Source organism: Tundrisphaera lichenicola, assembly GCF_051175385.1.
Classification (GTDB): Bacteria; Planctomycetota; Planctomycetia; order Isosphaerales; family Isosphaeraceae; genus Tundrisphaera; species Tundrisphaera lichenicola.
In genome coordinates, this window is sequence record NZ_CP195106.1 from 3,116,860 (window position 1) to 3,139,741 (window position 22,882).

19 protein-coding genes are annotated in these 22,882 nt (G+C 65.7%); 9 read left to right on the forward strand and 10 right to left on the reverse strand.

Annotated features, from left to right (window positions below; translation table 11 throughout):
* Positions 1-18 precede the first annotated feature (18 nt).
* Positions 19-3,963, forward strand: a complete 3,945-nt coding sequence (locus tag P12x_RS12315; RefSeq protein WP_435011165.1) for a DUF6797 domain-containing protein — start codon at positions 19-21, stop codon at positions 3,961-3,963.
* A gap of 390 nt (positions 3,964-4,353) precedes the next feature.
* On the opposite strand, the gene P12x_RS12320 is transcribed toward P12x_RS12315, so the two are convergent.
* The 4 genes from P12x_RS12320 to P12x_RS12335 form a co-directional block, all read right to left on the reverse strand.
* Positions 4,354-5,568 carry a GNAT family N-acetyltransferase gene (locus P12x_RS12320; RefSeq protein WP_435011166.1) on the reverse strand — a complete coding sequence of 405 codons (1,215 nt, stop codon included), beginning with the start codon at positions 5,566-5,568 and terminating at the stop codon, positions 4,354-4,356.
* 77 nt (positions 5,569-5,645) lie between these two features.
* Complete coding sequence (locus P12x_RS12325) at positions 5,646-7,022, reverse strand: PFL family protein (protein ID WP_435011167.1); 1,377 nt, start codon at positions 7,020-7,022, stop codon at positions 5,646-5,648.
* A 131-nt stretch (positions 7,023-7,153) separates the two neighbouring features.
* Positions 7,154-7,618, reverse strand: a complete 465-nt coding sequence (locus tag P12x_RS12330; RefSeq protein ID WP_435011168.1) for a hypothetical protein — start codon at positions 7,616-7,618, stop codon at positions 7,154-7,156.
* 52 nt (positions 7,619-7,670) lie between these two features.
* Entirely contained in the window at positions 7,671-8,609 is a 939-nt protein-coding gene (locus P12x_RS12335; protein ID WP_435011169.1) for a serine hydrolase, read from the reverse strand.
* 535 nt (positions 8,610-9,144) lie between these two features.
* Here P12x_RS12335 and P12x_RS12340 point away from each other — a divergent pair.
* Entirely contained in the window at positions 9,145-10,875 is a 1,731-nt protein-coding gene (locus tag P12x_RS12340; protein WP_435011170.1) for a sigma-70 family RNA polymerase sigma factor, read from the forward strand.
* Positions 10,876-11,050: 175 nt separating this feature from the next.
* Here the strand turns inward: P12x_RS12340 and P12x_RS12345 are convergent, their stop codons facing one another.
* Together P12x_RS12345 and P12x_RS12350 are read right to left on the reverse strand one after the other, a co-directional pair.
* On the reverse strand, positions 11,051-12,067 hold the full coding sequence (locus P12x_RS12345; RefSeq protein ID WP_435011171.1) for a DUF1559 domain-containing protein: 1,017 nt from the start codon (positions 12,065-12,067) through the stop codon (positions 11,051-11,053).
* On the reverse strand, positions 12,064-12,759 hold the full coding sequence (locus P12x_RS12350) for a hypothetical protein (RefSeq protein ID WP_435011172.1): 696 nt from the start codon (positions 12,757-12,759) through the stop codon (positions 12,064-12,066). The genes P12x_RS12345 and P12x_RS12350 overlap by 4 nt, the downstream gene beginning before the upstream one ends.
* Positions 12,760-12,945: 186 nt before the next feature.
* On the opposite strand from P12x_RS12350, the gene P12x_RS12355 reads away from it, so the two are divergent.
* The 7 genes from P12x_RS12355 to P12x_RS12385 all read left to right on the forward strand — a co-directional run bounded on the left by P12x_RS12355 (position 12,946) and on the right by P12x_RS12385 (position 18,562).
* The gene (locus tag P12x_RS12355) at positions 12,946-13,179 is read left to right on the forward strand and encodes a hypothetical protein (RefSeq protein ID WP_435006120.1); all 234 of its coding nucleotides are present in this window, start codon (positions 12,946-12,948) and stop codon (positions 13,177-13,179) included.
* A 116-nt stretch (positions 13,180-13,295) separates the two neighbouring features.
* Positions 13,296-14,291, forward strand: a complete 996-nt coding sequence (locus P12x_RS12360) for a hypothetical protein (RefSeq protein ID WP_435006121.1) — start codon at positions 13,296-13,298, stop codon at positions 14,289-14,291.
* A gap of 161 nt (positions 14,292-14,452) precedes the next feature.
* A complete protein-coding gene (gene rpmA, locus P12x_RS12365; protein WP_435011173.1) occupies positions 14,453-14,734 on the forward strand; it encodes a 50S ribosomal protein L27 in 282 nt (93 codons plus the stop codon).
* 52 nt (positions 14,735-14,786) lie between these two features.
* Positions 14,787-15,860 carry a GTPase ObgE gene (gene obgE / locus P12x_RS12370; RefSeq protein WP_435011174.1) on the forward strand — a complete coding sequence of 358 codons (1,074 nt, stop codon included), beginning with the start codon at positions 14,787-14,789 and terminating at the stop codon, positions 15,858-15,860.
* Between the two features lie 41 nt (positions 15,861-15,901).
* Positions 15,902-16,552 (forward strand): hypothetical protein, encoded by a 651-nt coding sequence (locus P12x_RS12375; RefSeq protein WP_435011175.1) that lies wholly within the window; start codon positions 15,902-15,904, stop codon positions 16,550-16,552.
* Positions 16,553-16,598: 46 nt separating this feature from the next.
* Positions 16,599-17,381 (forward strand): type III pantothenate kinase, encoded by a 783-nt coding sequence (locus P12x_RS12380; RefSeq protein ID WP_435011176.1) that lies wholly within the window; start codon positions 16,599-16,601, stop codon positions 17,379-17,381.
* Positions 17,382-17,458: 77 nt separating this feature from the next.
* Positions 17,459-18,562 (forward strand): GTPase, encoded by a 1,104-nt coding sequence (locus P12x_RS12385; protein WP_435011177.1) that lies wholly within the window; start codon positions 17,459-17,461, stop codon positions 18,560-18,562.
* A 262-nt stretch (positions 18,563-18,824) separates the two neighbouring features.
* Here P12x_RS12385 and P12x_RS12390 read toward each other — a convergent pair whose 3' ends face one another.
* From P12x_RS12390 to P12x_RS12405, 4 genes are all read right to left on the reverse strand, one after another.
* Positions 18,825-19,844, reverse strand: coding sequence for a tetratricopeptide repeat protein (locus tag P12x_RS12390; protein WP_435011178.1), 1,020 nt, complete (start codon positions 19,842-19,844; stop codon positions 18,825-18,827).
* Between the two features lie 220 nt (positions 19,845-20,064).
* On the reverse strand, positions 20,065-20,448 hold the full coding sequence (locus tag P12x_RS12395; protein ID WP_435011179.1) for a hypothetical protein: 384 nt from the start codon (positions 20,446-20,448) through the stop codon (positions 20,065-20,067).
* Between the two features lie 91 nt (positions 20,449-20,539).
* The gene (locus P12x_RS12400; RefSeq protein WP_435011180.1) at positions 20,540-20,893 is read right to left on the reverse strand and encodes a hypothetical protein; all 354 of its coding nucleotides are present in this window, start codon (positions 20,891-20,893) and stop codon (positions 20,540-20,542) included.
* Positions 20,894-21,154: 261 nt separating this feature from the next.
* Complete coding sequence (locus P12x_RS12405) at positions 21,155-22,663, reverse strand: M20 family peptidase (protein ID WP_435011181.1); 1,509 nt, start codon at positions 22,661-22,663, stop codon at positions 21,155-21,157.
* Between the last annotated feature and the right edge of the window lie 219 nt (positions 22,664-22,882).

Sequence of the window (22,882 nt, forward strand, 5' to 3'; positions counted from 1 at the left end):
CAGCAGCGAGGCAAGACCATGCTCCGATCCGCCAGGTGGATGATCTCGATCGGCCTGATCCTCAGTCTGGCCTCGGCCAGAACCTGGGGTCAGGTCCCGGACGCGAGCCGACTCTTCGACCGCGAGAACCTGATCGCCTGGTGCATCGTGCCTTTCGACTCGAAGCACCGGACTCCCGAGGAACGGGCGGCGATGCTCCAGGAGCTGGGGTTCCGCCACTTCGCCTACGACTGGCGAGGGGAGCACATCCCGACCTTCGATGCCGAGGTCGAGGCCCTCAAGCGGCATGGGGTCTCGCTCGACGCCTTCTGGCTGGCCCCGGGGGAGTTGAACGACACGTCTCGCCTGATCCTGGATGTGCTCAGGCGTCATGAGGTCAAGTCGTGCCTCTGGGTCCTCCTGGACTTCGGCCAGGATCGGGCGGAAGGGGCCGAGCAAGCGAGGCGGGTCGAGGCGGCGGCGAGCAAACTCAAGCCGCTGGCCGAGGAGGCGGCGATGGTCGGTTGCACCCTGGCCCTGTACAACCACGGGGGTTGGTTCGGCGAGCCGGAGAATCAGGTGGCCATCATCGAACTCCTCAAGAAACAGGGGGTCGAGAACGTCGGGATCGTCTACAACCTCCACCACGGGCACCCGCACCTCGACCGGGTCCCGGCGATCCTCAAGTTAACCATGCCTTATCTGAAGGCTGTGAACCTGAACGGGATGGACCCGGGGGCCGACCCCGGGGCCAGGAAGATCCTGCCGCTGGGGCAGGGATCCCTCGACCTGGCGCTGCTCAGAACCATCCGCGACTCCGGCTACCGGGGGCCGATCGGCATCCTGGGCCACACCCAGGACGACGCCGAGGAACGGCTCCGGGACAACCTGGACGGCCTCGACTGGCTCCTCCAGCAGCTTGATGGCAAGCCCGCCGGCCCGAAGCCCACGCCCCGGACTCCCGTCCCCGCCCCTCCCGCTTCGAAGGCCGAGGCCGCTCCCGGCGACCCTTCGACCATCGCCGCCTTGCTGGCCGAGGCCCGGACCCAGGGCGACCCTCGACGCGGGGCCGAGGTCTTCGCCTCGACCAGATTCGCCTGCCTGACCTGCCACAAGGTGGCCGGTCGAGGGGGCGAGGTCGGCCCTGATCTCTCGGGCGCCGGGGCCTGCATCAAGCCCGAGGAGGTCGTCGAGTCGGTCCTCTGGCCCAGGCTCAAGATCAAGGAGGGGTATGAGTCGGTCTCGGTGGCGACCCACGACGGGCGGGTCCTCCAGGGATACCGACAGATGGAGTCGGACCGGGAGCTGGTCCTCCGCGACCCGACCACGAACGAGGTCTCGCGGCTCCCGAAGGATCAGGTCGAGGCCGTTCAGGTGGTCGGGACCTTGATGCCCGAAGGGCTCGCTGGGGCGATGACCCCGATCGAGCGCCGGGACCTGGTCCGGTTCCTGATCGACCTGGGCAAGCCGGGCTCGACAGTCCCCGACTCCTTGCTCCGGATGACCCACACTCCGGCCGAGTTCACCTTTGAACGAGCCCCCCTCGACCCGTACCGGACGCCCGGCTGGACGCATCCGGTCAACCGCGAACGCCTTTATGACTACTATGCCAAGGAGGCCGAGCACTTCGGCAAGCTCGCCGAGGTCCCGACACTCCTCCCCCCCTTCCCCGGACTCGACGGCGGGGTCAAGGGGCACTGGGGGAACCAGAACGAGGACGTCTGGGCCGACAGCCGGTGGAACTCGGTCGACCTGGGGAGCCTGCTCTCGGGCGTCTTCCGGGGGGCCGACGTCACCGTGCCCAAGGGGGTCTGCGTCCGGATCGGCGACCAGGGCGAACTGGCGGTCTGCTTCAATCCCGAGACGCTGACCTATGACGCGCTCTGGTCCGGCGGATTCGTCAAGTTCGGCCCCGTTCGCCACGGGTTCATGGACGGCCTGATCCTGAAGGGCACCCCCCTGCCCCGCCCGGCGGGTGAGAAGCCATCCGCCCCCTTCACCTATCGCGGGTTCTACCGGCACGGCAAGCGGGTCATCTTCGCTTATGCGATCAACGGCGAGGAGATGCTCGACTCCCCCTGGGTCGAGGACGGCCAGTTCGTCCGGATCGTCGGCCCGGCGAAGGATCATCCGCTGAGGTCCATGATCGAGGGCGGTCCCACGCAGTGGCCCCAGGTGATCGAGACGAAGGGGAAGCTCGGGACGGCCGGGCCGTACGCGATCGACACCATCGAGCCTCCCTTCGCGAATCCGTGGAACGCGATGATGTTCTTCGGCGACCACGACTTCCTGCCCGACGGGTCGGCGATGCTCTGCACGATGCAGGGGGACGTCTGGCACGTCACCGGGCTCGATGACAAGCTCGATCACGTGAAGTGGCGTCGATACGCCTCGGGACTCCACCAGGCGCTCGGGCTGGTCGTTGTCGACGGCGTTCCCCACGTCCTGGGCCGCGACCAGATCACCAGGCTCCGCGACCTCGACGGCAACGGCGAGGCCGATTTCCACGAGGTCGTCAGCAACGCCTACCTCACGTCCACCGCCGGTCACGACTTCATTTGCGGCCTCCAGCGAGATACCGAGGGGAGATTCTACACCGCCTCCGGCCCCCAGGGCGTGCTCCGGATCTCGAGCGACGGTAAGACCGTCGAGACCCTGGCCACCGGCTTCCGGAACCCCGACGGGATCGGCCTCGGGCCAGACGGCACGATCACCGTCCCCAGCTCCGAAGGGACGTGGGTCCCGGCCTCGATGATCGCCGAGATCAAGCCCGGCGAGCACTACGGCTATCCCGGACCCAAGGACGACCAGCCACCCGCCTTACCCCTGGTCTACCTCCCCCGAGGGCTGGACAACTCCAGCGGGGGCCAGGTCTTCGCCGACAGCGACCGGTTCGGACCGCTCGGCGGGCACTGGATTCACACATCGTTCGGGGCCGGGTCATTCTTCCTGGTCCTCCGCGACTCGGTCGACGGCCAGCCGCAGGGGGCGGTCGTCCCCCTGCCCGGCGACTTCCTCGCGGGGGTCCACCGCGCCCGGATGAACCCCAAGGATGGCCAGCTTTACGTCTCCGGGATGGCCGGCTGGGGGACCTACACCCCGCTCGACGGCTGCTTCCAGAGGGTCCGCTACACCGGCGAGCCCGCCCAGCTTCCGATGGCCCTCCACGCCCACGAGAACGGGGTGGTCGTCACCTTCTCCAACCCGGTCGATCGCGAGATCGCCGAGAAGCCGGGCTCGCACTTCGTCCAGGCCTGGAACTATCGGTATAGCCCGGCTTATGGCTCGCGCGAGCTATCGCCGAGCCATCCGGGGATCGCCGGCCACGACCCGCTCGCGATCCGATCCGCGCACGTCCTGTCCGACGGCCGGAGCCTGTTCCTGGAGCTGCCCGACCTGCAGCCCGTGAATCAGCTCCAGCTCCACCTCCGCCCCGACGGAGGCAAGCCGATCGACGTCTTCGCGACCGTCCACCGGCTGGCCACCCCCTTCACCGGCTACCCCGGCTACGAGCCGACCTCGAAGACCATCGCCGCCCACCCGATCCTGGCCGACATGGTCGCCCTCTCGATCAAGCTCGCCCCCAACCCCTGGGCGGCCCCGATCCCCGAGGCTCGCACCATCCAGATCGAGGCCGGCAAGAACCTGTCGTTCTCGCCCCGATTGCTCAAGGTCCGCGCCGGGGAATCGATCAAGATCCGCTTCTCCAATCCCGACGTGGTCCCGCACAACTGGGCCTTGATCCGGCCGGGGACGCTCGGCAAGGTCGGGGACCTCGCCAACAAGATCATCGCCGAGCCCGACGCCGCCGCCCGGAGCTACATCCCCCGGACCGAGGACATCCTGGCCTACACGGACGTCACCAACCCCCAGGACCAGTCGGTGATCTACTTCAAGGCCCCCGACCAGCCCGGCCGCTACCCGTTCCTCTGTACCTTCCCCGGGCACTGGATGGTGATGAACGGGGAGATGGTGGTGGAATAAAGCTGAGTCTACGTATTACCCTTGGCCAGTCGGGCCAACACCTCGGCAATCGCAGCGAGCGTCGACCTGGCACGACTCCCAGTTGCCGTATGATTCGCTCATTCTCCACCTCGGCGATCCATGGACAGATCGCCGCATTTCGCTTGTTCAGGCCGGTCACCGGATGACGCGGAAGCTGCCACGGCAACGGAACATAATCTGAGGGCGTAGGATCGGGAACGATGGTCGAAATCGCGACAACGAATTGCGTCCCCTCGGGAGGTGGCGAGTTGGGGTCGGTCACGATCACACAAGGGCGATCTTTGGGGTTTCGCCCTTGAGGATCCAGAAAATCGGCCACCAGAACAATATCGCCATATCGGGCCAGACGAGGTGCCGGAGTTTCCGGCATCAGAATGGCATTTCTTCATGAGCGAACATATCGGATGGTGGTTCAAACTTGCCGATCAACGCTCTCAATTGTTCGTTACTGGGGGTGATCCGCTCCGCCTCAAGGCGAGAGGATAGCTCCACTTCAGGATCATCAAATCGTTCGAGAGGGGAACCACGGTATAGGGTTGGCTTTTCGGGAATCGTGATCGATTCGAGCGTTCGAGACGATGCGCCAGACAATGCAACATATGCAAGGTCTTGTCGATTCGATTCGCGAAGCGTAAGCCTTAACAATCGTAGCAATCCATGAATCGCCGCGTGATTCTCCGGCCCTGCATCGGCAAAAGTCACCAAGAGCTTCATCGGTAACCCAAGGCTCAGAGAGAAGTCTGAGAGCATTCGGGCAATCCGAGTCGCATATCCCTGGCGGCGGTAGGCTGGGCGCACGAAAAAATCTTCAATTTCAAGAAATCCTCCGCTCGTCGTCGCGAACGCCCACCCGATCCGTTCGTCATGCTCGTAATCGAAAATCTCGCGGCAATGAATAGGCGTCGATGGATTCAACTCATCAGGGATCGCCCACATCAGTTCCAGAGGGCCGTCAGGGGATGCCGATCGAGCGTGGACTTTGCCGAGAGCGTCTTTCACTATCTGCCTCGAGTCCAAGCCCGCGTCGATCAACCATGCCTCGCGCGACCACTTCTCATAATAATCGCAAGAGATTGTGCCAATTCCTCGATCACCCCATTCCGGTCCCCAAGAATTAACGAACTTCAACCGTCGCCGGTCGTCGGAGTACCCAACAAGTGCGACGTGATGAGTACCGACGATGTCGGCCTCGGAGTTGAATTCCGGAATCTCACCCCTCTCCGCGTTGAACCATGCTTCGGTAACAGCGAATGAGACTTCAACTGGCCTTCTCGCTTTCAGAGCATGCCTGCACTCGTCCAGCCCACAAATTCGTCGATAATACTTTGCTCGATACAATTTCGCTTTTTCATCCAAGCCCTCGGGTTCGTCTTGATACCAATGAGCCTCATTGGAGAAGGGCCAGTCTCCCACACTCACATTTCCCCACCCGTACCTCACGCGTGCCGCGGTGATCGGCCAATTTCCTGGCCGAGTCCCTCTAATATCGGTCCCTTCGATCAGGCAAGAACGCGCGACCATGTAATTGGGATTAAAAATCACGGGAAGTTTGCGCGAAGTGTCGCGCTCGGACGGCTGCTCCACGCCAATGCCGTTCCGAGCTCGATCTCGCCGTTTGGGATGTCTTCGGTTCGCCATATCCTGATCGTATGCCTCGTCCCTCAATTCCGCAAGCTCGACAACGGGGCCGGGATCCGCCCGCCGTGCCGGACGAAGTCGGCCGAGCCTCCGGCGGCGTGGATCGGCAGGATGATCATCTCTCCGAAGAGGCCCCCGAAGACGGCGAGCTCTCCGGCGGCCTTGCCGGGGACGGGGATCACCCGGACGGCGGTGGTCTTGTGGTTGATCACGCCGATGGCCACCTCGTCGGCAATCAGGGCGGCCAGGGTCTCGGCGTCGGTATCGCCGGGGACGGCAATCATGTCCAGGCCGACCGAGCAGACCGAGGTCATCGCCTCCAGCTTGGCCAGGGTCAGGTCTCCGGACTCGACCGCGCGGGCCAGGGCCGAATCCTCGCTGACCGCGACGAACGCGCCGGAGAGCCCGCCGACGGAGGAGCTGGCGAACGACCCGCCCTTCTTCACCGCGTCGTTGAGCAAGGCCAGCGCGGCGGTCGAGCCGGGCCCGCCCAGCCGGGAGACGCCCATCGCCTGGAGGATCTCGCCCACGCTGTCCCCCACCTGGGGCGTGGGGGCGAGCGAGAGGTCGACGATCCCGAAGGCCACGCCCAGCCGGGAGGCGACCTCTCGGCCGATCAGCTCGCCGACCCGGGTCACCCGGAACGCGGTGCTCTTGATGACCTCGGCGATGTCCCCCAGAGTCGGGTTGGTGGGGGAGTGCGCGACCAGGTCCTCGACGGCCGCCTTGACCACGCCGGGGCCGCTGACCCCGATGTTGATCACGCAATCGGGCTCGCCGGCCCCGTGGAATGCCCCGGCCATGAAGGGGTTGTCGGCCGGAGCGTTGGCGAAGATCACCAGCTTGGCACATCCGAATCCGTCATGGTCGCGGGTCCGCTCGGCGGCGTCCTTCAGGACGTGCCCCAAGGCGGCAATCGCGTCCATGTTGATCCCGGCGGCGGTCGTCCCCACGTTGACCGAGCCGCAGACCCGCTTGGTCGTCGAGAGGACCACGGGCAGGGTCTCGATCAGGCGTCGATCCCCCTCGGTCCAACCCTTCTGGACCAGCGCCGTGAAGCCGCCCACGAGGTCGACCTCGACCTCGGCGGCCACCGCGTCGAGCGTCGAGGCGACGGCGAGATACCCCTCGGCCGTGTGCGCCGCGGCCACCGAGGCGATCGGGCTGACCGCGATCCGCCGGTTGACGATCGGGATGCCGTATCGGCCCTCGACCTCGCGGCAGACGGCGCGGAGCCGCCCGGCGTACTTGATCAGGCGCTCGCGGATCCGGGAGCAGAGGGTCTTCAGGTCGGGCGAGGCGCAGCTCTGCAGATCGATGCCCATCGTGACGGTCCGGACGTCGAGCTTGTGCTGGCGGACCATGCCGAGCGTGGACAGGACGTCCTCGGTGCGATGCAACGGAGTCTCCTTGCGCATAGGACGACGCCCCGGCCCGGTCGGGCGCGAAGCGTCCTGGATCAATGCACCTCAGATTACCGAAATCGGCCCGGTTTGACCATCTCCGCCGAACGGGCCCTCCGACGATCCGATCAGGCCCCCTCGACCGTCCCGCCGAAGAACGACTCGGCATCGGCGACGATGGATTCGAGGATCGCCACGGCCTCGGCGTCGGGGATGCCGATCAGGTCGCGGGCCAGGTCGAGCTTCCGATGCTCGGCCTCGGTGACGACCCGATCCGAGACCGCCCGCCGGACCAGGAGCGTGAACTCGTCCAGGCAGGACTGCTTGACCCATTCGGGGTCGAATCCCATCGCCTTCGCCTCGGCCGCGACATCGGGCCACTCGGCCTCCGAGCCGGGCAACTCGCCCAGGACCCGCTTGACCTTCTTGGTCCATTGCACCCGGTCGTACTCGCCCGAATCGAACGGCACCCCGTCGGCGATCGGTAGGGTGTCGGGGTCGACTCCCAGGAACCGGGCCTCGACCTCGCGAGAGGTCGGCTCCGGGGTCGCCCCGCCGCCCAGCGACCTCCGCAACGCGTTCAAAAAGCCCATCGGATCACCCTCGAAAGGAGTACACTCGTGAAGCACGGGGACGATTCGAGCATCAGGACTTATCCGGAGCTTCGTCTTTCGACTTCGGCTCTCCCTTGGCCTGGAAGTGGTCGAAGACCGCCCGGGCGATGTCGGCGCAGAGGCGGTTGCCCGCGTTGTCGGCCACCCATCGCTTGTCCTCATTCCCGTCGGTTAGGACGCAGACGGCGACCGGCCCGCCGGGGGTGGTGATGATCCCGGCGGCCGTCCTGGCCGCGTCCACGCTGCCGGTCTTGAACGCGACTTTCGTGCCGGGCGGGAGGAACCTGGGGAACTTATCCTTGTCGTCGCAGGCTTCCATGTGCTTGAGCATCGCCTCGCTGGCCTCGGTGCTGACCAGTTCCTTCTTGTAGAGGGCCTCGGCCAGCCGGACCATCTCATCGGCGGTGGTGCTGCCTAGGCCGAAGACCTTGCTCCGCTCGGGGAAGACCGAGGTCTCGCGCTTGTAGACCTTGGAGTGGGCCTTGGTGTTGGGGTAGCCCATCTTCTCCATCGTCTCGGCGGTCGATCCGATCCCGATCCGGTCGAGGACCAGATTCGTGGCGGTGTTGTCGGAATAGACGATCATCAGGTGGACCGCGTCCAGGAGCGGGAAGGTCGCCCCGTCGGAGAAGTGATACGTCAGGATGCCCGAGCCCGGCACCTTGTCCTCCTCCTTGAGCGTGACCATCTGGCCGAGGTCGACCTTCTTCTCGGCCGACTGTCGGTACGCCTCGACCATGATCGGGAACTTGATCAGGCTGGCCGTGGGCATCGGCTCGTCGGCGTGATAGGCGAACGACTCGCCCGTCTCCAGGTTCTTGACGGATACCGCCACCTTCCCCTTGTGGGCCTGGATCAAGGGGGTCAGCCGAGACTCCAGCGAGTCCTCCGCGATGGCGGAAGGCACCAGGGCCGCCAGCCCGAGGATCACCGAGGTCAATCCGATCCGCGTCTTCTTCGTCATCATCATCTCAGATCTTCCGGCAGGTTCGAGACGGGCGGTTGGTGACGGAGAGGTGGCCTCGATTCTCCCAGGTCGGTGACGTCTCGCCAACCGCTTTCCGATCCGCACCCGCTGCCCCAGGATGAATGGCTTCGATCGGGCGGAAAAGTGGGTCCGCTCCGCGTCAGGCAATGGCTTCGTTCCGACGCCGGGAATGGCTTCGATCGGGCGATCGGCGACCAAACGAACCCGGCCTCCATTAATTTGGGCAAAACAAGCGACCTGGATGGACCAATCGATCCTGGATCGAGAGACTTCCCCTCGGATCGTCGGTCGAGGATGGGTTTGTTTTGCAATCGAAGATGGTTTGCCATACAGACCTTCTGAATGCGTAGGGTGGCTTCGAGCGATGCCATTCCTCGATAAGATCGCGACGATGTCGAGGGGTTCCGCACACTTTCCCGGCCCCTGACCGCGAATTCTTTCGGGGAAGATGGACCCCGATCGGGTCCGGACGGCAGTATACCGGTGAGGGCGAACCGAGGGCCGGGAGGGGTTGACGATGAGGGCGGGGTTCAAATCGCAACTGGGCCGGGACTTGAATTTCCTTTTCCAACAGGGTGCGCCCCCTTCGGGGGACCGGGCCTTGCTGGAGCGTTTCCTCGCGACGGGGGACGAATCCGCCTTCGAGGCGCTGGTCGCGCGGCATGGGCCGATGGTCCGTGGGGTCTGCCGACGCCTGCTGAGCAGCCCCCATGACGCGGACGACGCCTTCCAGGCCACATTCCTGGTCCTGGTCCGGAAGGCCGGCCGGCTCCACGATGCCGACCGCCTGGGGCCCTGGCTCTACGGGGTGGCCAGCCGCGTGGCGACCAAGGCCCGGGCCCGAGAAGCCCGCCACCGCCATCAGCAGACCGTCCCGCCCGAGGGCCTCCACTCGCGGGACGGAGGGAACACCGACCTGATCGACGTCCGGCCGATCCTCGACGCCGAGCTGGCCCGGGTCTCGGCCAAGCTCCGCGACGTGCTGGTGCTCTGCCTCCTGGAAGGGGCGACGGCCGAGGAGGCGTCGCTCCAGCTTGGCTGCCCGGTCGGGACGGTCAAGAGTCGGCTGGCCCGTGGGCGAGATGCCCTCCGGACCCGCCTGATCGGCCGGGGGGTCGCCCCCGCAGTCGCCCTCGCCGCCGCATCCTCAATCTTCACGTCACCCGTTTCCGCCGCCCTGACCCGGGCGACCCTGGGCGCGATCGCCGGATCTCCGGCAAGCCTCGCGCCGGGTCTCGTCGCCCTCACGAGAGGAGTCGCACCCGCCATGATCTCGAAAACGACCGCGATGACCACGATGCTCCTGGGCGGGATCGCCCTGACCGGCCTGGGCACCGCCACCTGGTCGAATCTCCCGGTCCAGGCCCAGCAAGCCGGGGCCGCCGAGGCCCGACCTGCCGGCCGCCTGACCCCCGACCACGACAATCCGCGAGAGGTTTCGAGCCAGCACATCAGGCAGATCCTGCTGGCCTTCCACAACTACAACGACTCCAACGGCCACCTACCGCCCGCGTCGATCCATGGCCCCGACGGCCAGCCCAAGCTGAGCTGGCGTGTCGCCCTGCTGCCCTACCTCGACGAGGGGACCCTTTACAACCAGTTCCATTTGAATGAGCCCTGGGACAGCCCCCACAACAAGACCCTGATCGCCCGGATGCCGGCCGTCTTCGAGACGCCCGATTCTCCGGCCCCGGAGACACAGACCCGATTCCGTGGATTCATGGGCCCAGGGGCAATGTTTGAAGGGACGCGTGGCATCGGTTTCAATGAAGTGACCGACGGGACCTCGAACACGGTGCTGATCGCCTCGGCTCGCGAGCCCATCGTCTGGACCCGACCGGGCGAGCTGATCGTCCAGCCGGGCCAGCCCCTTCCCGCGATCGACGAGGCCGATCCGTTCTGGTGCCTGGTCGGGATGGCCGACGGCGCGGCCCTCTATGTGCCACCGGGGGACCAGCATCTCCTCGTCCAGATGATCACCCGATCCGGGGGCGAGGTCATCTCCTTTCCCACCCAGCCCGGCAAGGCGGGAGCCCTACCGCCGGCCACGCCGGCACCCATCGTGACCTACCCGGCCCTGCCGGCGGCTGGAGGCCCCGGGATGATGGGCGGGATGATGGCCTCGATGGGGACGACCGTCCCAACAGCAACCCCCACGATCGAACAACGCCTCCAGAGCCTGGAGGAGAAGCTCGACTTGCTCATCCAGAAGCTCGACGCCCAGACTCCCGCAGGAGCGAAGCCCTGAGCGTGTGGATGCATCTCCGGTCGAAAGGTCCGGGTCTTGGTCGCCAGACCCTCCCGGAGCAAGCTCCCGCACTCCAGGGCGGCTTCGCCGCATCGAGAGCCGCCGGAGGCTTTGGAGTGCGAGAGCTTGCTCACGCTTTCCACGGTCGGAGCTTGCTCCGTTGGGATCGGTCCCCTCAATATTCCTCGACGCCGATCACTTCACCCCCGTCGGGCGTGGACATGGCCCGGAAGACCTTGGCTTCGATGTTATCGCGGATGAATCGGACCGACCCGTCGGCCATCAGGAAGTTCGCCCCTCCGGGGAAGGGACTTCCGAACCCCTCGGGGGTCTTGTTGATCCCCCGGGCGGGGTCTCGCCAGTTGGCCGGGTAGCCCCAGGGCTTGAACTGGTCGGCGACCTCGCCCGCCAGGAACGTGTTCGAGGTCCCGTCGGGGATGCTTTTGATCGTCCGGGCGGTGTCGCCACCGAGGACCAAGGCATTGCCCGCGTAGTGGCTCGGGGCCAGACCGGAGGCCCCGGGAATCAACTTGATCCGAGGATTGAGGTAGACCCGGGCCGGCGTCTTGAAGGCGGCCTGATTCCGAGGGTCGTCCCAGGGGACCGCGAAGTTGATCTGGTTGTACAAGGGCTCTTGATCCAGGAACGGGAGCACCCGGGCCTGCCAGCCGTGGAGCAATCGCCCCTCGTCATCGAGGGTCGCCGCCGGGGGATAAGCCCCATAGGTGGACTCGTAGTTGAACAGCGCCAGCCCGATCTGCTTCAAGTTATTCGTCGACTCGACCCGATAGCCGACGATCCACGATGAGCCGATCCAGGGCTCCGTCGAGGTCAGGAGCCAACCCGCCTGATGAACGATCCCCGTCGCGGCGATCCCGGCCGCGAACATCAGGACGACCGTCCCCACCATCGACGCGGTCCACCGAACCCGCCACCCGGCCCCTTCCGGCCCTCGGACCTGGCGGTAGAGCCAGCCGAAGAAGGAGTGGGCCAGCAACGCGACCAGGACCAGGCAGGTCGCGCCGATCGCCAGCCCTCCCCGATCCACCGTCACCCCCGGGACGACCCTCCCGAGGAAGTAGATCCAGCCGAAGGCCAGCGAATACAGGGTCTCGGACGGGAAGGCCAGCCCCAAGGGGACCAGGACGAAAAGGCCAATCACGCCGAGGATCAAGAGGAACGTCCGGCTCATCGGCCTCCTCCCGGCAGGAGCCGCCGGATCTCGTCGATCGAGAGCCGCTTGACCGCACCGTTCACGAACAGGACCAGCCGATCGGGGCCGTAGAGGCCGGGTTCGTAGGCCAGGGGCGATGAACCGACGTCGACGGACTGGCCCGGGATATAGAGATAGCGGAGTCCCGAGGGGTCGGGCACTTGCCAGATCTCTTCCGGGATCTCGGCCGCCTTCGATTCCTCGGGGAATCTCCCGTCGTGACCCTCGGCGTATCGCCAGAGTGCGGCGCGGAGTCGGTCGAGGGCCAGGCGTCGGGGCTGGTCGGGATGGGTCGGCGGGGGCTCGGCGTCGGCCAGCTTGTAGGTCAGCCCTTGCTTCTTCCAGGCTCCCGGCGTCATCAACTCGCGGGCCCCGGAGATCATGGTGAGGACCAGGAGGAAGACCAGGCCCCAGATCCCGACCAGCATCGAGGCTCGCCCGAACGAGAGTCGGGGCCATCGCGGGAAATCGGCCCGGAGCCCGTTCCAGATCGCGCGAATCAGAAGGGTACAGACCAGGAACACGACCAGGAAGAACGAGATCGCGTCGAGCCGGGGCTTGGTCAGGTCGGTCAGGCTGATCGAGGGCATCCCCGCCCGGGCCGCACTCGCCGACGCGAGCAGGACGGCGACCGTGATGATCGGGACGCGAAGCGCTGGGGACGACAGCATCGGAGACCCCTCAAGGTCGAAACCCGGGAATCCGGGGAAACCACCCTCGAAGCCGATTGTCGAGCTTCCCTCGGGGGCATTCAAGGGGCCGGGCGGCGAATTGGGTGTAACCAAGTTCTCTGGTGGTGAATCGTCCGTCCTGGCAAATTGGGTGGACTTCTTGAACCCGACACCCGGAGTTCCGCCATGACACGGAAGGTGATCACCCTGGAGATCGAGGCCGAGGACGAGGATCTGATTCGCGGCTACGCCGGCTTCGTCGGCGAGATGAAGGATCTCGCCGCCACCACCCCCGATGGCTCGGTCCTCGACGTCTGCGAGGAGGCCGTCATCGAACAGGGTCGCGAGCACCAGCGTCGGCTCCTCCAACGCGCCGTCCGGGCTCGGCTCGAGCACGCCGAGAAAAAGGGGCTCCCCTGAGGATCTGTTCCTGTGGACAGGTTCGCGAGAATCGCGGGACCGCCACGCGCGAGGTCTTCACCTGCCTGGGGGCGATCACCTTGAGGCGGCACTGGTGGGGCTCGCGATGCCCTTGCGTGCCGGGAGGCTATCACGCCGATACCGTCCTCGGGCTCGACGGCGGCCTCAGCCCTCGATTGCAACGCAAGGCCTGCCGTAGTGCCGCCGACCTGTCCTTCGAGCGGGCCCGCGAGAACCTGCTCGAGCTGCTCGGCGTCTCGCCGGCGGCCGAGACCCTGCGGGTCTATTGCGAACGTCAGGCCAGCCGGATCGCGCGTTGGCAGGGCACCGAGACCGCCTCGGCCGAGGGCTTCGGAAAGGCCGGAGGTGGCTGGGAGTTCGCCGTTGACGCCGGCAAGGTCAACACCCGTGAGAAGGGCTGGCGCGACCTGAAGATCGCCGTGGCCCAGAAGCGACCGACGGCCAAACCGGCGACCCCCCAGCAGTGGGAGTCGCGCGTCTTGCCCAAGGCTACCGCCCGAGTGATGTGGGCCGACATCTCGGCATCCCGGCGATTCCGCCGGTCCTGGCACGCGCGGCTGAAGCGGCTGGGCCTGCCGGCGATGGCCCGGCTGCACGTGCTGGGGGACGGGGCGTCATGGATCTGGAAGGCGGCCGGCCGGGCCCTGACCGGGTGCCGCCAGACCCTGGATATCTACCACGCCAGCCAGCACATCGCCCTCGCCGGCAAGCGGCTCTTTGGCGAAGGGACAGCCGAGGCGACCACGTTCCACGAGCACGGCCGTGAGTTACTGCTGAGGGAAGGTTGGACGGGAGTTTGCCGGCTGATCGGCGAGGAACTGGAACGCGAGGACACACCGAAGAGGCGGGGGGCCCTGGAGCGACTGCTGAACTACTTCCTGGGCCACCTGACGCGGCTCGACTACGCGGGCCGCCTGGCGTCCGGCGATGCGATCGGAAGCGGGGTGGTGGAGGGTGCGGCGAAGACCCTGGGTCTGAGGCTGAAAGCTCGCGGGGCCCGCTGGCGGCACAAGAACGCCCGAGCCATGGCCGCCCTGATCTGCTGCCGTCAGACCGATCAGTGGGACCTATTCTGGAACCGGGCGGCGTGAAACCCAAGAATCCCTGGTCACACCCGGCGAATTCTTCGCCTTCGGTTGCCCTTGCAGGCGACCGGTCGTAGCGGATACAGTGATGGTTTCCCGGTGCGGCGGCGACCGAGCCGTTGCGCCTCGGGCAAGGACACCGGCAGACATCAGATAAGGGATCGGCGATGGCTCACAAGAAGGGTCAAGGTTCAAGCCGCAACGGGCGCGACTCGAATCCCAAGATGCGCGGCATCAAGCTGTTCGGCGGGCAGTATGCCAAGCCGGGCAGCATCATCTGCCGACAGACCGGCACCAAGTGGCACCCCGGCAAGGGCGTGGGGATCGGCCGCGACTGGACGATCTTCTCGCTGATCGAGGGGACCGTGAAGTTCGACCAGAACGGCCGGCGGATCAACGTCGTCCCGCTCGAAGTCGGGGCGGAAGTGGCCGAGCCCGTCCAGGCTTGAATTCCAATCAGACCAGGGCGGACCCTGACCGGGCCGCCCGGGACGGAGCGCAATGTTCGTCGATCGGGTGACCATCAACGTGAAGGGCGGCGACGGCGGCAATGGCTGCCTGGCCTTCCGTCGTGAGAAATACGTCCCGCGCGGCGGCCCCAGCGGGGGCGACGGCGGAGCGGGCGGATCGATCATCCTCCGCGCCGCGCAAGGGGTCACGAACCTCTCGCACCTCTCCTCGCAGCGGCACTGGAAGGCCGAGCGCGGCGAGCATGGCCAGGGTTCGGATTGCCACGGCCGGGGGGCCGAGGACCTGACCATCGACGTGCCCGCCGGCACGATCATCCGCGACCGAGACCGGGGCCACCTCCTCCGCGACCTCAAGAAGGTGGGCGACTGGGTGGCCGTGGCCAAGGGGGGCCGGGGCGGGCACGGCAACAAGTTCTTCAAGACCAGCACGAACCGGGCCCCTCGCCAGGCCGAGGCCGGCGAGAAGGGCGAGGAGCGCTGGATCACCCTGGAACTCAAGGTGATCGCCGACGTCGGCCTGGTGGGGCTGCCCAACGCCGGCAAGTCGACCCTCCTGTCGAGAATCTCTCGGGCCCATCCCGAGATCGCCGATTACCCCTTCACGACCAAGTATCCCAACCTCGGGACGGTCTACGAGGGGGATCGCACCTTCGTCGTGGCCGACATCCCCGGGCTGATCGAGGGGGCCCACGAAGGGCACGGACTGGGGCACGAGTTCCTCCGCCACGTCGAGCGGACCCGCCTGCTGGTCCACCTGGTGGACGCCGTCCCGATCGACGGGTCGGACCCCGTGGCCAACTACCGGGCGATCCGCAATGAGCTGGAGAAATACAGCCCGGCCCTGGCCGCCCGGCCCGAAGTCCTGGTGGTGACCAAGCTCGACCTGACCGGTTCCGAGGAAGCCCGCGAGCGGATCTCGGCCGAGCTTTGCCGCGAGATCCTGCCGATCTCGGCCGTCACCGGCAAGGGAATTCCCGCGCTGGTCCATCGACTGGCCGACCTGATCGACCAGCTTCCCGCCCCCGAAGAAACGACCGCCACCAAGCCGGTCCGTCCCAGGCCCGAGCCCGAGCCGGTCCCGGCCGTGGCCGATTCGGACGACTGACTGAAGAACACGCTATGAGCCTTCGTGCGTCGGAGGTTATCGTGAGCGGTCCCGAGAAGCGAGAGTTGATCGATCAGTGGCAGCGTTGGATCGACAACGAGCTGCTATGGCAAATTCAATACATGATTATTGATCGTCGCATTTTTAAGGCTCTCAATGATAGCCTACTACGCTTCGAAGGACAATATGAAGGCGCCGAGATAACAAAGTGGATAGCTCGCTGCTATATTGCAAACATCACGCTAGCAATTCGACGATTTGTTGATAAAGGCAATTCTGTCATTTCGATGTATCGCCTGTTAGATGAAATTTCGAAAGAATTGCCTTCTTTGGGTCCGGAACTCTTTCGAGATTTCGCGACTTGGCCTATAGAAGTGCGAGAGGGCAAACTCCTGCAAGACGCGATCATCAAAGACATGAAAGACCTAGGATCACATACAATAAAAATCAAATATTTAACAGACAAACATGTTGCTCACACAGACGCAAAAACAGATCCTCTAGAACTGCCCCAGGTTCAAGATCTCGACAAAGCGATTGAATTCTTACATTGGGTTTATCGCAAGTACGCATACTTACTCGCTGGGTATTCATGGCAACCTACCGATCCTCCCAACGAGAATGATATCGCTCCCCCAGGTGACGACGATTACACTGCACAATTCTCAAAAATGTGGGTCTCAATTCAGTAACTGATGATTTTCCCAACATTTTTTGGTTCTGAGGAAGTAAGTTACAATGTCTCGGATTGTCGCCGACCTGGGCAATTCGCGGCTCAAGTGGGGACAGGTTGGGCTAAAATATGGACTTGGGCCAACAGTGGCCTTGCCGACGGATGACCTCATCGCCTGGGATTCGGCGTGGGATGACTGGAAGCTCGACCAGGATCAAGCCGCCTGGTCGATCTCATCGGTCAACCCTCCGCTGGCGGATCGGCTGGCTCGGTTTCTGGCGGATCGCGGAGTGACCGAGATCCGCTGGCACCGGTCGGCGGCCGAGGTCGCGGTCCGTCATGACCTGGAGCATCCCCGGACGGCGGGGGCCGACCGGGCCCTGGCGGTGGTCGGGGCCCTGGGCCTGAAGGCGGGCCGAGGGCCGGGGCTGGTAGTCTCGTGCGGGACGGCGATCACGGTCGAACGGATTTCGAGCGAAGGTGTCTGGCAAGGGGGGGCGATCGCCCCGGGGCTAGGACCGATGGCGAAGGCCCTCCACCTCCTGACCGCGCAGTTGCCCGAGGTCTCGCCTCGCGAAGCGCCTGGGCCGTTCGGCCGGTCGACCGTTCCTGCGCTGGAGGCGGGCGTCTTCTGGGGGGTCGTCGGCGCGATCCGCGAACTGCTGACTCGGCAGTCCGAAGGGCTGGAGCCGACCCCCTGGCTGGTCTGGACCGGCGGCGACGCCCCGACCTTCTCCCGATGGGTCGATTGGCCGGGGGCCGAAGTCGTGCCCGATCTTGTCCTCCAAGGGCTCGCGCATGAATCCGATGACACCGTAGGGCAGGGCTCGCCCTGCCAAGATCCGTGACCCGGCAGGGCGAGCCCTGCCCTACGGAAAAACCAGGGATCGACGGCGAGTCCCCAATCCCGAGTCCTTCGGCCTGCGTGCTCACGGCCCCGGGCCGAGGAGCAATCGCGGTGATCCGGGTCTGGGGCGAGGGGGCCTTGAGGGTGGCCGACTCGGCGTTCCGTCCCATCCGAGGGAAGGGGCTGGCGAGCTCGCGACCGTGCCGACTCCGGGTCGGTCGGATCGGCTCGGGGCTGGGAGACGAGGTGGTCGCGGTCGTGATCGAGGGCCACCCGCCCGAGGTCGAGGTCCAGTGCCACGGCGGGCCTGCCGCGGTGGCCTTGGTGGTCGAAGCCCTGACGGTGGGCGGGGCGAAGCTCCGATCGGATCGCGCCTGGGCCCGGCACTCGGCCGGGTCGAGCCTCCGCGCCGAGGCCACGCTCGCGCTCGCCAAGGCCCCAACGCTCCGGGGGGCCGAGATCCTGCTCGACCAGGCCGAGGGGGCTCTCGACGAGGAACTCCGACGCGTCATCGAGTCGGAGCCAACCGAGGCGATCGCGATCCTGGAAAGCTTGCTCGACCGGGCCCGAGTCGGGGTAAGGCTGGTCGTGGGGTGGCGGGTGGTCCTGGCGGGCCGCCCGAACGTGGGCAAGAGCCGGCTCCTGAATGCGCTGGCGGGTTACGAGCGGGCGATCGTCGACCCGACGCCGGGAACCACTCGCGACGTGGTGACGGTCCCGGCCGCCTTCGGAGGATGGCCGGTCGAGCTGGCCGACACGGCGGGCCTCCGCGAGTCGGACGACCCGATCGAGGCCCGGGGGGTTGCCCTGGCCCGGGCTCGCCAGGGGGAGGCCGACCTCGTCCTGGTGGTCCTCGACCGCTCCCAGCCGTTAATCGAGATGGACCGCGCCGTGATCGCCGGTCATCCCGGAGCGTTGGTGGTCGCCAACAAGTCCGACCTCCCGGCCGCCTGGGACCCGGCAAGCCTGGGGGCCCGGACCGTCTCGGCCGAGCGAGGGGACGGTATCGACGACCTGGTCGGGGCGATCGCCGCCCGATTGGTCCCCGAGGCCCCGCTGCCGGGATCGGGCGTCCCATTCCGACCGATTCAAGCCCGGAGGATCGCGGCGATCCGCGACCGGATCCTCTCGGGAGACCGACGGCGAGCGATCCAGTCGCTCCGGCGATGGGTTGGCGGGTGATCGTCGGTCAGGAAGCCCTCACCAGGGGGTGTGACTTCGGATTGATGGAGCCTGAGTCGCAACCGTTCCGACACCGATTTTCGACCGGACGGCGAAATAACTGTCAACCACCGTTCATGTGGTGCATCCGGCAACTCGAGCTACACCAGCCGCACGACCCAAACCATTGCGGGACAATCATCTCCCCTGCGAGGCCAGTGACAGCGGACAAGCCGGATGCACCAGATGCTTCAAGCGTTGCGCTGAGAGAAGGTGGACGAAGTCATTTCAGAAAGGTCATTTCGGGGTCAAGGCGTACGGCCTCTTTATAGTCGGCGTCCGCTTTATCGTCCTCGCCCTTTCGACTCCAGGAGAAACAACGACAATAGTGAGCCCTGGCGTATTTCGGGTCGAGTTGAAGGGCCTTGTCGAAGTCGGCGATCGCCCTGTCGTCGTCGCCCTCCCGCTGCCAGCAGAAGCCACGATTGAGGTATCCAATCGGATGTTCGGGGTCGAGTTGAAGGGCCTTATCGAAGTCGGCAATCGCCCTATCGTCCTCGTTTTTCTGCAGCCAGGAGTAGCCTCGATAATAGAACAAGGTGGAGCGCCCAAGGCCGAACTGCTGGGCCTCAGTGAAGTCGGCGATCGCCTTATCGTGTTCTCCCCTCTGCTGCCGCGAGAATCCGCGATAGAAATAAGTGAGGGCGTCTTTGGGGTCGAGGCGGATGGCCTGGTCGAGGTCGATGATCGCCCTGTCATGATCGCCCTTGCGCTGCCACGAGAACCCTCGTTGGGAGAACGAAACAGCGACCTTGGGGTCGAGGTGGATAGCCTGGTCGCAGTCGGCGATCGCCTTATCGTGTTCACCCTTCTTCTCCCACGAGTAGGCTCGTACGTAGAAGGAGGCAGCGACCTTGGGGCCGAGGCGGCTAGCCTGATCAAGGTCGGCGATCGCCCTGTCGTGTTCACCCTTCTGCTGCCACGACACCCCACGATGGTAGAAGGATGGGGCGTGGTTGGGATCGAGGCGAATGACCTGGTCGAAGTCGGCGATCGCCCTGTCAGGCTCCCTTTTCTGCTCCCACAAGCAACCGCGATTGTAGAACGGAGCCGGGTGCTTGGGATCAAGGCGGATGGCCTCAGTGAAGTCGGCGATCGCTCGATCCAGATCCTTCTTGGCGGCCGCCTCCTGACCCCGCTTCAGCAGATCATCTGCCGACTGGCCGGACGCCCACTTCGAGGTCAAGGCGACGACCGCGAGGGAGACCACGATTAGCTTCGTTGTCGCTCGCTTGGCATGCATAAGGCCACCTCCATGCCGGCAGATGGGATTCCTTTTTGTGGAATATAGCCTTTCCCCCAATGGTGGTCTATTTCAATTGGTGATGTATCGTTTCGGGCTAGCGATCGATTGTTTCCTTTCATCTCTACTTCAACCCTGTCAGTTTATCCTCGACGCAAGTCGTTTACAGCGGTTCACACCCGCGATGCGCACGATGCATATTCGTAGGGCAGGGCTTGCCCTACCGATCGAGCGTTGACTGCCACGCCCTGATCGCTCGAGCCAGCAGGCGCAACCGAGACTCCCACCACTCCTGATGATGTGGCTCCCAGTCGATTCCACCGATTTGTGTTGCATCCGCCGCCGACTCCTCGATCAGCACTGCCATCGCGGACACCGTCTCGGGGGCCGACAGTTCGGCCGGGAATCGATCCCGATTCATGCCGAACGCCCGTCCGCCGTCGCCGCACGCCGAGATCCGGTGCCGGAGAAATGCGGCCACCGCCGTCATCCCCGGAGTGTCCGGCCGGGCCTCCGCCCGGCCCAGCCAGTGTCGGAACAGCAACTCGGTCGCCCCATTCGAGAACTTGACCCGATCGTCGCCGCACCAGAACGTCTCACCCAACTGGCCACCTCCTCGAATGCGGTTCTCTTCGCCGGACGACCCAGGTCAGCAGCGGCGAAGTCCCCGGTGAACGAGGGTTCGCGGAAGCGAATCACGACCCGCCGCCTGCTGCGTCGTCGGGTTCGGCAGACACCGCATCTGGATCGAGGCGCTGCCGTACCTCGACGAGAAATTGCGCGATGGCCGAGACCGTGTCGTCTTTGGGACTGTCGATGCGGAACCACTCACGGTCCTCCCAGACGACCGGAACGCCGAGATGCTGCGTCAGTTGATCGTCGAAGTCGGCCCATGGGCCGCCGGGACCGGGGCAATCGGCCTCGTCGGCCCAGGACGGCGGCATGAAGTTAAACCCGAGCCACAGCCGCCCCTCCGCCGTTCGCCGAATGTGCGGCTCTCCCATGGGGTCGAACCCCTCGAGCAGGTACTCCTCGACGCCGTCTTCCATCCGCAAGCCCTCCGCCGCCTATTGTTAAAGCCCTGGGGGACCGGCCCGCCGGGGGTTCGAGGAATCTCTTCTACAGGCCTGTTCGTTTAGCCTCGACGTAAGTCGTTTAAGCAGAAGCGAAATCCTGACAAATTCGGGCGATTATTCACCGATTCCACTTTTGACGGTTGTCGGATCGCCCCAATTTTATCCATGTCGGAATTCGTCCTCAATGGCGAGGCCTCCCTTGTCGAGACCACATGGCTCCGTGGTCCCACCCCTTCACCGGGCCGAGAGGTTCTCGATCAGTCGGGCGAGGAAGCCGATCAGGTCGGCGTAGGTCTCGACCCCGATCCGCTCGTTCACGCCGTGGATCCGCTCGAGGTCGCTGGGCGTGAGCCTCAAGGGGAGGAATCGGTAGATGTCCCGGGAGATCGGGGCGTAATAACGCGAGTCGGTCGCGACCATCGAGAGGCCCGGGGCCACGACCGCGTCGGGGTAAATCTCGGCGATCGTCCGCTGGAGGGCCCGGAAGCCTTCCGAGTCGGTCGAGGAGACTCGCGAAGGCTGAAATGGCTCGCCGTCGAGCGAGTAGGCGAGTGACCCCGAGCCGAATCCGAGTCCTTCCAGTTCGGACTCGACCCTCCGGAGCGCCGACTCGGGGGTGTCTCCCGGCAGGAGGCGGAGGTTGACGAAAGCCTCGGCCTGCCTGGGGAGGACGTTCGCCGTCTCCCCGCCCCGGATCACCGTCGCGGCCGTGGTGGTCCGGATCATGGCGTTCGTCGACGGCTTGGCGGCGAACTGGCGGGCGATCAGGCCGCCGGTCAGCCACCGATTCGCGAGCGCAACGCGGCGGGACCAGGGCATCTCCGGCCCGAGGAAGTCGAGCATCGCGGAGGTCGCGCCGTCGATCCGGGCCGGGAACGGGTCCGACTCCAGCCGCTCGACCGCCGCCGCGACCATCCCGACGGCCGTGTGCGGCGGGGGCATCGACGAGTGCCCGCCATCGGCCTTCGACGCGATCCGGATCGTGGCAAACCCCTTCTCGGCGACCCCCACGAAGGCGACCGGGCGACCGATCCCGTCGATGATCCCCTCGGTCAGGCCGCCCCCCTCATCGAGGACGAACCGGAATTGGACCCCTCGCCCCCGGAGGATCTCGGCGGCTTTCCGATTCCCCTCGCGACCGCCCGTCTCCTCGTCGTGCCCGAGCGCGAAGTAAACGTCGCCGACTGGACGAAAGCCCTTGGTCAAGAGACCCTCGGCCGCTTCGAGGAGCCCGAGTGCTCCCGATTTCACGTCGAGGGCCCCTCGGCCCCAGATGAAACCGTCGGCGACCTGGCCGGAGAACGGCGGGTGGGTCCAGTCCCCCTCGCTCCCCGGCTCCGCCGGGACGACGTCGAGGTGCGACATCAGGAGGATCGGCAAGCTTGAGGCATCGGTCCCCTTCCAGCGGAACAGGAGGGAATGCTCGCCCACGACCTCGCAGTCGAGCTGCCGGTGGGCCTTCGGGAACTCCGCTTCCAGGTAGGCCCGGAGGGCTTCGAAGGGGGCCGGATCGGTCGACGAGGGCGGGCGGGCCGCGACCGTACGGAACTGGAGGGCGCGGCCCAGCCGATCGGCGAACCCCGGCCTCGTCTCGACCGATCGAGCCCGAGGCGCGGTCACCTGACGCGACGGGAAGAAGTAGGCGGCCCGGATGACGAGGACCGCCGCCAGCGCGATCGGCGCGGCGATCAGCCCCGCGAGGGCGATCCGCAGGGAGCGTCGGAGCCGGATCGGACGGATCATCGCGTCTTCCCGATGGGATAGAGGGGACCCTCACCCGGCCTTCGGCCACCCTCTCCCGGTGGGAGAGGGAATTTCTGGCTCCCTCTCCCACCGGGAGAGGGTTGGGGTGAGGATCTTCCATCGAACTTCGATTCTCGGCGAAATCCCAGGCTCAGTGCCAGCCCGCCAGGATTAGCGGAAGAGACCCTCACCCGGCCTTCAGCCACCCTCTCCCGGGGG